The sequence below is a fragment of the Larkinella ripae genome (assembly GCF_054780775.1).
This window is the reverse complement of sequence record NZ_BAAGVR010000028.1, coordinates 913735-925946: the sequence shown is the minus strand read 5'-3', so window position 1 is coordinate 925946 and position 12212 is coordinate 913735. Positions and strand designations below refer to the sequence as shown.

The window sequence follows — 12212 nt, the reverse complement described above, 5'->3', positions numbered from 1 at the left end:
ACCTTAAATTGCATTCAAAATAACCGCACAGGCTTCCCGGATTTGTTCGTCGGTGATAATCAAAGGCGGAGCAATCCGCATGGAGTTATCACAGAAAAGGAACCAGTCCGTGATGACCCCCCCGCCAATGGCCCGGTCAATGACCGGTTTCAGGACCTCAAACGAGTCGAACTCGGCCGCGAGCATCAAACCTTTTCCCCGCACCTCCCGGATGGCCGGGTGCACCAGCAATTGCCGGAATAACTGCCCTTTGGCTTCGGCTTGAGCCGCCAAGTTTTCATCCCGGATGACGCGCAGGGTGGCCAGGGAGGCCGCCGAGCAAACCGGGTGGCCGCCGAACGTGGTAATGTGGCCCAGAATCGGATTGGATTTAAACACGCCCATGATCTCGGGCGAACTGATGAATGCACCAATGGGCATTCCGCCCCCCATGCCTTTGGCACAAACCACCACATCCGGAACGATGCCAAAGTCTTCAAACGCCCAGAACGTTCCGGTACGGCCAAAACCGGTCTGAATTTCGTCGAACACCAGCAACGCGCCCACTTCCGTGCAACGCTGCCGAACCGCCTGAAGATAAGCGGTTTCCGGCACGCGAACGCCTGCTTCGCCCTGCACCACTTCCATAATCACGGCGGCCGTTTGGTTGGTGATCCGGTCCAAGTGCTGCCAGTCGCCGTGCTGAATGTGGCGGATGCCGGGCAGCAGCGGGCGAAAATTCCGCTTGAAATTCTCACTTCCCGACAGCGATAGGGCGCCCTGCGTCGCGCCGTGGTAGGCGTTAAAGCACGAAATAATTTCCGACCGGTTTGTATACCGCTTCGCCAGTTTCATGGTACCCTCAATAGCCTCGGTGCCCGAATTGGTGAAATAAACGTTCGTCAGAGGCTCCGGAAGGGTTTGCGCCAGCGCCTGCGCCAGTTCGACCTGCGGAGACTGCACAAATTCGCCGTACACCATCAGGTGCAGGTACTTGTCGAGCTGCTCCTGAATGGCGGCCAGCACCCGGGGATGCCGATGGCCGACGTTACTCACGCCGATGCCGGAAATCAGATCCAGGTACCGGCTTCCTCTGCCGTACAGGTAAACGCCTTCGGCGCGATCAATTTCAAGAGCCAGCGGGAAGTCGGAAGTTTGGGCAACGTGCTGGAAAAAAAGCTGCCGATGCGTCAGGAGTGGGTTGGTAGTCAAGCGAAATAGTTATTAGCCGGTACAAAAATACACAGATTAAACAGTTGGGCGAAATCGGTTTGTTTATTACCTTTCGTAATTGGACAATTTTGCCTGCCTATGAAGCTATTTTACCTGCTTATTTTTCTGGGAATGTTGATGGTTTCAGGGGCGAAGGCGCAGGATGTCTACTATGAACCCGGTCAATCCCACATTCCCGGAACCTACGATTTTGTGCTGAAGAATGGCACTAGCATTCGCGGACAGTTTGTTCGGCGGGACAGCGCGTCGTATCTGATTCGAACCAAGAAAGAGGGCGACCGGTTGTTGCCGGCGAACGATATTGTCCGGGCCGATCTGGTCGGCGGCACCCTGGGGAGTGGCCCCGACTATCCGAACGGTTTTCCGTTCCGGCTGTTTTTTATGCCGACCGCTTATTCCGCCGAAAAAAAGAGCCTGTACTTCCAAAGCAGTTATGTGTTGTTTAGCCGCCTGGATGTTGGGTTAACCAAGCACTGGAGCGTGGGCACCACGTTTCAGACCCTGAGTCCGCAGAATTTTCACACGTTCTCCACCAAAGTCGGCACCCGGATAACGCCCCGCAGCCAGATTGCGCTGAACATTCAGTACATCGGTATCCGGCTGAACGAACGTCTGTTAACACGAATCGGTTTGGCGCAGGGACTGGTAACGGTCGGCAATGCGGAGCGCAACATCACCGTTGGCGCGGGCGTCACGTTTTCGCACCAGGGTCTCGCGTCGTCGGGTGTCGTAACCATCGGGTACGTTCAGAAACTCACACCGGATTTGACGTTCATCAGCCAGAATAACATCCTGATCGGGGAAGCCATTGAACCGCAGTATACGTACCTGACCGGTTTAACGTCTGCGGGTTTGCGGTTTAACCGGCGTCGGCATGCGTTTGATACGGCGCTTTTAATGCCGATTTACAGCAACAACGGTTTGATCCGTCCCAGCCCACTGCCGTATCTGAGCTATATGGTCCGGATTGGAAAGTGAAAAGGCCGACCCGATCGGTGAGCCAAAGGACAAAAGAGAATATTCAAACTTTTGTGTCCAGGCTCACCGATTGTGCCTATTCTTCAAAAAAGCAAACCGTACCGCCAACCCAGTCATAGTCTTTGTTGAAATTGACGCCGATCATTGCCCCGCGGCTCAGGCGCGCCAGATTCGTTAATAATGTGGGACGCGGATCTTTTTCGTGCCAGATATATAACATCCGGATTTCGCACTTTACCAGCCCGTCCGGCGACTGGATGACGGGTTCGTAGTTAACTTTCCGTTGCAGCAGGTAATTCTGTTTATCCGGAATCGCGTCCAGATCTTCCTTCGTGATGCTCAGTTTGACCCCGCTACCGGCAAATGAAAAGAGCGGTTTCAAAACGTAGTTTTCCAGATCGTCCGGGTATCTTTCGAGCGTATTGAGGTAATAGCTTTCCGGCACGTACGGGCTGTTGAGCAGCGGCAAGGTGTGCTTGCTGATGCGAAAAAACCAGTTCGGGTGCCCAATCCATTCCACATCCACATCGTCGGTTAGCGAAAAGGCGGTTTTTAACTCCGGGTACTGGTCCAGCTCATCGAAGATCAGCCGGTTGTAAATGCGTTTGATGGGGTACCGCTGACCGTTTTTCTCGTAAAAAAGCTGACGGCCTTCTTTCTGAATTCTGGTCAGGCAAACGGCCTCGATGCCCAGCATGTCGTGCGTGATCGCAAAATCAAGCCGGGTTTTCTGCTTTTCCGGATAGATTTCCAGCAGGATCACCTGCTCCGGTTGCTCGGTCCCCACAATGAGCCGGCGCAGGTGCTGGCGGTAGGTTTCGTCCGAATCAACGTTAAACAGGTGGCTAAAACCGTCCGGAATCGGAAAATGCCGGCGGAAATTGGCCGAGAGATACGACTGAAATCCGAATATGGACGGAAAACCCTGTAATTCAATTAATTGGGGAAGCAAATTGCCGGTTTCATCTTTGCAGATCGCAAAGTCAATTGCCAGAAAAGACGCGTGATCATTTTCATTGGGAACCCGCTGGTGGGGCGGAATGGCCGCTTCCGAGAGCTCTTTAAAGTTATCCAGCGTCAAGGTGTCGATGATTGATTCGCAGGCGTCTACCAGGCGGTTTTTCAACGTTCTCGGAACAAAAACCGGGGTTTCGGCCACCCGAAAATCCAGTTTACCGGGATAATCGCGTTGAATTTGATCCAAAAAAGCCCGGTATTTTTCCGGGCTGAATGCCTGATTGTAGGCCTGACGAACAGATTCAATCATAGGAAGGGGCGGCACACGGTTTTGAAAAACCGTGTGCCGGTTAAAGTTTTACCACACTGGTTTGACCTAGAAAACCGGGTATCAGGACCGATTCGGTAAGCCTGATTTTCTGCGGGTCCTGAAGCGAAGCCACCATTTCGTTGTATTTCGCTTCCCCGTGATTGTCGATAATTTGCTGTTTTTTCTCGTCTTTCATAAAATACCGCAGCATTCCTTCGCCATCGGCTTCCGGGTGAAACTGCGTTCCGAAAACCTCGTCCGTAAACCGGACGGCCATGATCGCCCGCTCGTACTGAACGTGGGGCCGGATTTTTTCAAGACACAACACCCTGGCATCCAGCTCCCTGATCCGCTTCCAGTTGGGCTTGGTCAGTTGGTAATCCCGCGAATCGACCGCAAAAAAGGGATCGGGCAGATCCTGAAACAACGGATCCGTCTGGCCCGAGTCGGTTTTGTGCATCGGAAAAATGCCGAACGAGGGTGAATTGCGTTTGCTAACGGTGCCAATGCCTAAATGCCGTGAAACCAGTTGAAACGAATGACAGATCAGAAATAAATATTTTTTTTGCTCCTGGGCGCGGTTAAACGCAAAAATCTGGTCAATTAGCCGAAAATAGGGCGCTTCCCAGGGTTCGTCGCTGGGCAGCGGACTGCCCGGGCCACCGCTTGAAATATAGATGTCGTAATCCAGACCGGGTACCTCATTTTTGCCGCGCACGTCAAAAACCGTATGCGTCAATTCCAGATTTTCTTTTTCGCCGATATTCCGGATCAGTTGCAGAATACAGCGCATCCCTTCGTTCGGAACGTTGTTGTACAAGTCCAGAACGGCCACTTTCATTGATTCCATTGGGTAAGTTCAAAGCTACAGTTGATGCAATGGACGACAGCTCGTCTACTGGATAACTACGTCAGACCGTGAGAAGTTTCCTCCACAATGTAATCGACAACCCGTTTTAAATCATTCGTTTGGCGAAAAACCGCCAGTTGCCGGTCGGCGCCGGTGCCCATTTCCAGGATGGTTTTTACGTACTCGATTTCCTTGCGGCTCCCCAGTTCGTCCACCACATCGTCGATGAATTCAAGCAATTCCTGCGCCAGGGTGTGGTAGGGAACTTCCTCCTGTTTGCCAAAGTCGATCAGCTTGCCTTCGATGCCGTAGCGGGCCGCCCGCCATTTGTTTTCGTTGATCAGGATTTTCCGGTAGGGCCGAAAATTCAGGTTCTGGCTGTGCAGTTTGTGGATTTTGGCCACCAGCGCCTGCATCACGGCCGCCAGGCAGATGGTTTCGTCCACCCGCATCGGAACGTCGCAGATCCGGAACTCGATGGTGTTGAAAAACGGGTGCAGCCGGATGTCCCACCAGATTTTTTTGCCGTTGTCGATGCAGTTGGTTTTGACCAGCAGGTTGATGTAATCGTCGTATTCGGCCGCCGACGCAAAATAATCCGGAATACCGGTTCTTGGAAACTTGTCGAACACTTTCGAGCGGTACGATTTAAAACCGGTGTTGCGACCGCACCAGAACGGCGAGTTGGTCGAAAGGGCGTAAACGTGGGGCAGAAAATACCGCACGGCGTTCATGATGTGCAGTCCGTCGTTGCGGTTTTCGATACCGACATGAACGTGGAGCCCGAAAATCAGGTTCGAGCGGGCTACGTCGCGCATCTCATCAATGAGTTTGTCGTAGCGTTCGTTATCGGTGATGAGCTGATCCTGCCAGTCGGAAATGGGGTGGGTTCCGGCGGCCGCGATTTTCAGGTTCTGGTTATTGGCCAGATCCAGAACCATCTTGCGCAGGTACGTTACCTCCTCACGGGCCTCGTGGATGTTGGTGCAAATGTTGGTGCCTACTTCCACCACCGCCTGATGCATCTCGGCTTTAACGCGCTCCTGGAGCTGAATCTGACCGCCCTCCACAATTTTCGACATGTGCGAGCGCAGTTCCCGGGTGACGGGATCGATGGTCTGGAATTCTTCTTCGATTCCTAATGTGAAAACTGGCATGAAACAGGATAGGGGTGAATGAGATTCGGTTATTTGGATTTTTTGTCCTTTTTGGCACTTTTTTTCGGCGCTTCCACCGCTGTGGCTGCTTCACTATCGGCTTTCTTCTTCGGCTTTTCGGCCACTTTTTGGTCTTTCTTTGCCGCCGGTTTTTCTACGATTTCCCCGCGCGTTAGTTCCGGCACAAAAAATCGCCCGTGCGACGAACTCTGGACGTAGGAGCCCCAGGTCAGGTTGTCTTCACCTGGTTTTTGCGCTTTCGCCCGGTTGATGGCCATGGTAGCGGCTGCTTCCACCACCCAGTCAAAATTTTCCTGGCCCACCGAATAAATGTCGGCATCCGGCGCGGGGTTGCAGAAATCAATGGCGTACGGAATGCCGTCGCGCACCGCAAATTCCACGGTATTAAAGTCGTAACCGAGCGCTCGGTTGAGGGCAATGACGTAATTTTTGACTGTGGTCATCAATTTTTTGTAGGCATCACCGGCGGTTTTCGGTTCGGCCGCGTAGCGCAGGTGGTGCGGGTTGCGGGGTTCGTAGGGCATGATCCGGACGTCGGTGCCGCCGATGCAGTAGCACCGAAAATAATCATCGAAAACAATTTCTTCCTGCAACATCATCACCAACTGACCGGTTTCGGCCAGCTTCTCCCACAAGTCGTCGGAATTATAGACTTTATAAACACTTTTCCAGCCGCCCCCCGAATGCGGTTTCATGTACGCCGGAAAACCGATGTATTTGAAAATCAGCTCCCAATCCATCATTTTTAGATTCCGGAACGAATTTTCATTCGTATCGTCGGGCCGTTCTTTCGAGGGCAGCAAAACCGTATTCGGCACCGGCACGTTGAGCTTGGTTGCCAGACAGTTGTTGAAAAACTTCTCGTCGGCGCTCCACCAGAACGGGTTGTTGATAACGGCCGCACCGGTCAGTGCTGCATTTTTGAGGTACGCCCGGTAGAAAGGAACATCCTGCGAAATCCGGTCGATAATGACCGCATATTCGGTGGCTTCGCCCTGAACGACTTTATCGATCGTCACGAATTCGGCCACAATGTCTTTTTCTTTTTTACTGTTGATACGGTCCACAAAAGCTTGCGGAAACGAGTTTTCCTGTCCGAAAAGAATGCCAATTTTCTTCATAAAGATCACACTGGATTAACGGCTGCGGTATTGATTTAATAATGAGTGGATAAAGCTATTTCGACCAAAATTGTTTAATTGGGATACGGTTTTCGGTTTACGGTTCTCAGTTTACGGTTTTCAGTTTACGGTTTTCAGGATTGAATGCCTCAGGATCGGCTTGAAACTATCCCTAGGAGGGCATCCAGCGAAAACCGTGAACCGAAAACCGTGAACCAAAAACCGAATACCGTAAACCGTATCCCGTCAAACCGTCGACAAATAATGCGGAAACATTTCCCGCCAGACGGGCCAGTCATGTTCCCCCCAGGGCCGGACATCGAGCCAGTGGTGAATGCCTTTGTGGTTCAGGATGTCCGACATCCGGTAATTTTCCGGTTTGCAGAAATCGTGTTCCGAGGTGCCCAGAATGATTTTCATCTGGTAAAACTGGTCGTTGTGGGCGTTCGGGATGTAATCGGGCGGATTGTTAAAATAGACATTCTCGTCGTAGTACCCGTTCATGAACGATTTGATGTCGAATTTGGCGCCCATCGACCAGAGGTGGGCCACGCGCTCGGGGTGCCGGAAGGCGAAATTCAAAGCCTGAAAACCGCCAAAACTGCAACCACCCACCGCAATTTTATCAACGTGACACTCCTGCTGAATCCAGGGAATCAGCTCCTCATTTACCATCCGGTCATACCACATGTGGTTTTGGATTCGGACGGAAGGGTGCAGGTGTTTGGCATACCAGCTGTCGCGGTCGATGCTGTCGATGCAATACAATTTAATTTTCCGATTCTCAATAAACCAGCGGGCGGACTCGATCAGTTTAAAATCTTTGGCTTCGTAATACCGGCCCATGGTGGTCGGAAAAAGCAGCACCGGATAGCCCCAGTTGCCGTAAACCAGCATTTCAATATCGCGTCCCAGGTGGTGCGAATACCACTTTCTGTAGTCTTCCTGCAAAATATTGTTCGGTTTGTTTGATGATGATTCAGGAGGAAAGATAACCATATTTACTAATTTCCAAGAAAACAGTTTGTAATTTTGGTTCTGCGATTCCATTAAATTTGGACTGCCTTTTCAAAATGAATGGAACGAGGTTTGTTTGTAACTATTTACTGATGAGTATCTTGAGTATGATTTCTGCCGCTGCCGAAGGGGTTGTCAGCCGAATCGATACGGGTTTGGTGTCGGTGTATCTGAATCGGACGGTTCAGTTGGAAATTGTGTTGCCAAAAAACTACGAAACTGCCCGCCAGCCGCTGCCGGTTTTGTATCTGAACGACGGTCAGGATCTGGAACGGTTGCGGATGGTGCAGCGTCTGGACTCGTTGTACGCCCGGCAGGCCATCCGGCCGTTTGTGCTGGTGGCCATTCACGCGGGTGACCGGATTCAGGAATATGGCGTTGCCGCGCAGGCCGATTACCTGCACCGGGGCGCCAAAGCCGGTTTGTACACTGATTTTGTGGTGCACGAACTGCTGCCCTACGTCCAGAAGCATTACCGGGTGACCAGCGATCCGGAGCAGGCGGTTTTTGCCGGTTTTTCGCTGGGCGGTCTGTCGGCTTTTGATCTGGTCTGGAACCACCCGGCGTTGTTCCGGAAAGCGGGCGTTTTCTCCGGTTCATTCTGGTGGCGGCAAAGGGGACTTAATGACGGCTACTCGGACGCCGACCGGATCATGCACGCCCAGGTCCGAAAAACCGGGCCACCGAAAAAAGCGCAGTTCTGGTTGCAAACCGGCACGCTCGACGAAACCGACGACCGCGACCACGATGGGGTGATCGATTCCATCGACGATACGCTTGATCTGGTGGCGGAACTGGAGCGCAAAGGCTTTCGCTGGGGCCGGGAGGTTCAGTACGTCGAAGTGCCGGGTGGCCGGCACGAGCCCGAAACCTGGGGCGAAATCATGCCGCAGTTTCTGACCTGGGCGTTTCACTGAACCCGGCGTCCGCCAACTCCTGATGATGACCTATACCTTTTGAACCCATGAAAACCCTCTTTTCAACCCTGATTCTGGCGGTTTTGATCGCCTGTCAATTTTCCGAACCGGTGGCAAAAACCGCTGATCGTAAACTAGTCTGGTCCGACGAGTTTGACAAACCCGGTTTGCCCGATCCGGCCCGGTGGAACTATGAGGTGGGCGGCAGCGGTTTTGGCAACAATGAGTTGCAGTTCTACCGGAGTTCCCGCCCGGAAAACGCCCGGGTGGAAAACGGCTTTCTGATTCTTGAAGCCCGGAAAGAGAAGCACGAAAACCGGGATTACACCTCGGCCAAATTAGTCACAAAAGGCACGGGCGAGTGGCAGTACGGCCGAATCGACGTCCGGGCCAAATTGCCGAAAGGGCGCGGTACGTGGCCGGCCATCTGGATGCTGAGCACCAAAACGCCCCTAAAATGGCCCCTCGACGGTGAGATCGACATCATGGAGCATGTCGGTTTCAACGAAGACCAGATTCACGGCACCATTCACACGGAAGCCTACAACCATACCAAAAACACCCATAAAACCGGCATCAAAAAACTCCCGGGGGCCACGCAGGATTTCCACATTTATTCCATCGACTGGACGGCCGACAAAATTGACTTCCTGATTGATAACGAAAAATACTTTACGATCACCAAACAGGAAACCGGCAGCAGTTACGAGCAATGGCCGCTCGACCAGCCTTTTTACCTGATTCTGAACGTGGCCGTTGGTGGCGACTGGGGTGGACAAAAAGGCGTCGATGAGTCGATCTGGCCGCAACGCATGGCGATTGATTACGTGCGGGTATATCAATAAACCGGCGGGCGTTGATGGTTTCGCCTACGCCATTGCCAGAAACCCGCAAGGAGTACCAGCGTCACGAGCCCACCACCGACCAGCCACCAGTGCGAAAGGCCAAAAACGGGAAGCGGTTCAGTATTGCCGACCAGAATCATCCCCGCCCAGCGGTAAGGCAACTGATCGGTGCGGGAAGCCGTTTGCAGCCAGTCGCGTTTGGCTTTCTGGAGCGCCAGATCTTTCGGAAGCCCTTCGCTTAAATGCCGGTAAAACCGCTCCGTTAGCTGGTAAGTGGCCTGATCTTCAACGCTCCAGAGGGTGGTCAAAACGCTGGGAATACCGAGCGACGCAAAACCGCGGGCCAGACTAAAAATGCCCTCGCCCTGTTGATTGATGCCAATGTTGGTTTTGCAGGCCGACAAGGCAATGAGCTGGGTTTGGTACGGATGGTCATCGGTCAGCTCCGAAAGTCGCAGGGTCGAATCGGCAAAATAGAGGAGGGGCTCCCGGCCAATGCTGTCGGCGTCGGCGTGGGTAAACAACTGCACGACCTGGAAGTTCGGCGCCAGGGTCCGGAAAGCCCGGCGGGTGGCGAATTGGTTGGTCAGGACGGTTGGTCGGCTGAATAAATTACTGATGTTTGCCAGCACCTGATTGGAACCCGGCAGCGTTGCCTGCTGAAGCTGGGCGTTGAACCTGACGGGCGCCATGCCCAGAAATTCGGCGCTGCTCGGGGTGGAAACCGCTGGTTCTTTCAGCAAAACCGTAGCCGAATAGCCGTAGCTAAAAGCGTGACGATAAAGAAGAAAATCGGGCTGGTCGGCGGACTGGCTGAGGGTTTCAAATGGGATGAAGTGAAAATCCGGGGAAACAACCACGCGCTCGGTTGAAAGATGAATCGGTTTGATCAACTGATTGTAAACCCGGTTGCTGAGCCTGACGAATTGCCCGAAATGGCGGTTTTGCTGACTGGTGGCACAAAGCGGCAGAAACGCCTGGACGGTTTTTTGATACGCGTCGATCGGCTGACGCAGCAGCCTGGTTTCGGTGGGCGCAACGGAAAGAATATAGAGTGCACGATCGCCCACAAAATACGCCACCAGCGTGGATTTCCGGTCGGTGAGCCAGCGCTGAACCCGGTCCAGGGATGGAACGGCATTGTCGTATTTGTACCGGTAATAAGCTGGATTTTCCTGCTCCGTTTGTTTAAGGAAGGCGTCCAGTTTTTCCTGCTCGGTCAGCAGGGCCGTTTTGGTTGAATCGTACGGTCGATTACCGGGTTTCAGTTCGGCCAGAGCTGTTTGTAATTCGCTGATCGTCTGGCGCATGGTCTGTTCCTGCTGCGCTCTTTGGGGGGGCAACTGCTGACGCGCACCGAGTTCATTGAGTTTGTCGCTGAGTAAAACCGCCCGACTTTTCTCGAAAAAATGGAACGCCAGCTCGCTGTTGTTCGACAGGTAAGCCGCTTCAATGGCGCGCTCGTACATGCTGTGCGTATTTTGCCGCCAGTAGAGTTTGGATTGCTGACCGGACTGCTCAAACCGCATGACGTCGATGACCTGATCGGCCAGCTGGAAACTTTTCAGCGCCTGCCGGAGCTGGTTTTTGTTGGGCTGGGTGCGGCTTTTGGCGTAATCAAGCCAGGTATACGCTTTATTTTGGATGACGCTTAGCAGGTACTCTTTGTACGGAATCAGCCGAATGGCCTCGGTGAGGGTTGACGGTTTTTGCCGGTCGTTAAAATGCAGACTGTCCAGCGCAACCCGAAAGTAGGTTAAAGCGGTTGGGTAGTGCTGCTTGCGCCAGTAAATCTCCCCGATGTTGCTTAGAATCCGGACCCGGCCAAATTGATCATTGCCGATGAGGTGCAGCGCCTTCTGGTAAAACGTAAGCGCCTTGTCGTACTGTTTCAGGTAATTGTCGTACAAAAAACCGATGTTGGAGGTCACCTCCGACTGGCCCAGCGGATTTTCAATTTGAGTATGGACGTCGTAGGCTTTTTCGTACGCCTTCCGGGCTTCTTCAATGCGGTTCAAACGGCCCAAAACGCTGGCTAGAGCGGAATACGCATTGGCTAATTCAATCGACGGCGCCGGTTGATCGCCGAAAACCCGGATGATCTGCCGGACGACGAGGAAGGCTTGCTGGTAATCGCCCAGTTCTTTCAAACTGTTGGCTTTTTCGGTCAAATTGGCCGCAACCAGGTTAGAATCGCCAATCCGTTCGGCAAAGGAGACACCTAATTCAGCCTGGTGAATTGCTTTCTGGTAATCTGATTCCTTAAAAAACAAATTCGCCAGTTCCCAATAGGCCGTAGCCACCTGTTTATACCGGTCCGGAAAGCGACTGCCCAGCTGTACGTACTTCTGAAGGATCAGGCGGGCCGTCCGTTCATCCTGAATATTTCGGTACATTTCACCCAGGTTAAACATACTTTTTGCCAGTCCCAAAGGACTGGTATCGGCCCGCCGTCGGGAGTTGACCGAAATCGCTTTCCGGGTGTACGCAATGGCTTTTACGTACTCTTTTCGGCCGTTGGCCAGGACCCCCAACCGGTGCCAGATTTTTGCGTACGTGGAGTCCCGGTTTTGGCCGCAGCGCTCACAGGTTCGGGCAAGCTGCCAGAAACCGCCGGCTTGCTGCTCCTTTGGCAAGGTCATCAGGCTCTCGAACTGAGAACGAATGATTTCGGGAGACGGGCACTGGGCATTGACGAAATGCGGAATGAATAAAACCGCAAGGATGATTGCCCAAACCACGCAAAGCCGCCACCCTTGCCAACGAAACGATTGGCAAAACCGGGTAACGACTTTGCAGGATGACCGGGTTATTCTCATCATTTACT

General features: G+C 52.9%; 10 protein-coding genes. 3 read left to right on the top strand and 7 right to left on the bottom strand.

The window, feature by feature from the left end:
- Positions 1-3: 3 nt before the first annotated feature.
- On the bottom strand, positions 4-1173 hold the full coding sequence (locus tag ACYVHX_RS25715) for an aspartate aminotransferase family protein (RefSeq protein WP_460674707.1): 1170 nt from the start codon (positions 1171-1173) through the stop codon (positions 4-6).
- Positions 1174-1290: 117 nt separating this feature from the next.
- Between ACYVHX_RS25715 and ACYVHX_RS25710 the strand changes: the two genes are divergently transcribed.
- Positions 1291-2190, top strand: coding sequence for a hypothetical protein (locus ACYVHX_RS25710; protein ID WP_460674562.1), 900 nt, complete (start codon positions 1291-1293; stop codon positions 2188-2190).
- Positions 2191-2266: 76 nt separating this feature from the next.
- Here the strand turns inward: ACYVHX_RS25710 and ACYVHX_RS25705 are convergent, their stop codons facing one another.
- The 5 genes from ACYVHX_RS25705 to ACYVHX_RS25685 all read right to left on the bottom strand — a co-directional run bounded on the left by ACYVHX_RS25705 (position 2267) and on the right by ACYVHX_RS25685 (position 7557).
- Complete coding sequence (locus tag ACYVHX_RS25705) at positions 2267-3457, bottom strand: hypothetical protein (RefSeq protein WP_460674561.1); 1191 nt, start codon at positions 3455-3457, stop codon at positions 2267-2269.
- 40 nt (positions 3458-3497) lie between these two features.
- Complete coding sequence (locus ACYVHX_RS25700; protein ID WP_460674560.1) at positions 3498-4307, bottom strand: type 1 glutamine amidotransferase; 810 nt, start codon at positions 4305-4307, stop codon at positions 3498-3500.
- Positions 4308-4363: 56 nt separating this feature from the next.
- On the bottom strand, positions 4364-5464 hold the full coding sequence (locus ACYVHX_RS25695) for a carboxylate-amine ligase (protein WP_460674559.1): 1101 nt from the start codon (positions 5462-5464) through the stop codon (positions 4364-4366).
- Between the two features lie 29 nt (positions 5465-5493).
- Positions 5494-6606: an ATP-grasp domain-containing protein gene (locus tag ACYVHX_RS25690; protein WP_460674558.1), complete on the bottom strand. Its 1113-nt coding sequence runs from the start codon at positions 6604-6606 to the stop codon at positions 5494-5496.
- Positions 6607-6852: 246 nt separating this feature from the next.
- The gene (locus tag ACYVHX_RS25685; protein WP_460674557.1) at positions 6853-7557 is read right to left on the bottom strand and encodes an esterase family protein; all 705 of its coding nucleotides are present in this window, start codon (positions 7555-7557) and stop codon (positions 6853-6855) included.
- Positions 7558-7715: 158 nt separating this feature from the next.
- Between ACYVHX_RS25685 and ACYVHX_RS25680 the strand changes: the two genes are divergently transcribed.
- The gene (locus tag ACYVHX_RS25680; RefSeq protein ID WP_460674556.1) at positions 7716-8540 is read left to right on the top strand and encodes an alpha/beta hydrolase; all 825 of its coding nucleotides are present in this window, start codon (positions 7716-7718) and stop codon (positions 8538-8540) included.
- A gap of 47 nt (positions 8541-8587) precedes the next feature.
- Positions 8588-9385 (top strand): glycoside hydrolase family 16 protein, encoded by a 798-nt coding sequence (locus ACYVHX_RS25675; RefSeq protein ID WP_460674555.1) that lies wholly within the window; start codon positions 8588-8590, stop codon positions 9383-9385.
- On the opposite strand, the gene ACYVHX_RS25670 is transcribed toward ACYVHX_RS25675, so the two are convergent.
- A complete protein-coding gene (locus ACYVHX_RS25670) occupies positions 9379-12207 on the bottom strand; it encodes a CHAT domain-containing protein (RefSeq protein WP_460674554.1) in 2829 nt (942 codons plus the stop codon). The two genes, ACYVHX_RS25675 and ACYVHX_RS25670, sit on opposite strands and share 7 nt — an antisense overlap.
- Positions 12208-12212 lie beyond the last annotated feature (5 nt).

What these genes read in the sequence shown, in the direction of transcription:
- ACYVHX_RS25710 (WP_460674562.1), top strand. Translation starts at nt 1,291, where the DNA reads ATGAAGCTATTTTACCTGCTTATTTTTCTGGGAATGTTGATGGTTTCA.
- ACYVHX_RS25705 (WP_460674561.1), bottom strand. Translation starts at nt 3,457, where the DNA reads ATGATTGAATCTGTTCGTCAGGCCTACAATCAGGCATTCAGCCCGGAA.
- ACYVHX_RS25700 (WP_460674560.1), bottom strand. Translation starts at nt 4,307, where the DNA reads ATGGAATCAATGAAAGTGGCCGTTCTGGACTTGTACAACAACGTTCCG.
- ACYVHX_RS25695 (WP_460674559.1), bottom strand. Translation starts at nt 5,464, where the DNA reads ATGCCAGTTTTCACATTAGGAATCGAAGAAGAATTCCAGACCATCGAT.
- ACYVHX_RS25690 (WP_460674558.1), bottom strand. Translation starts at nt 6,606, where the DNA reads ATGAAGAAAATTGGCATTCTTTTCGGACAGGAAAACTCGTTTCCGCAA.
- ACYVHX_RS25680 (WP_460674556.1), top strand. Translation starts at nt 7,716, where the DNA reads ATGAGTATCTTGAGTATGATTTCTGCCGCTGCCGAAGGGGTTGTCAGC.
- ACYVHX_RS25675 (WP_460674555.1), top strand. Translation starts at nt 8,588, where the DNA reads ATGAAAACCCTCTTTTCAACCCTGATTCTGGCGGTTTTGATCGCCTGT.
- ACYVHX_RS25670 (WP_460674554.1), bottom strand. Translation starts at nt 12,207, where the DNA reads ATGATGAGAATAACCCGGTCATCCTGCAAAGTCGTTACCCGGTTTTGC.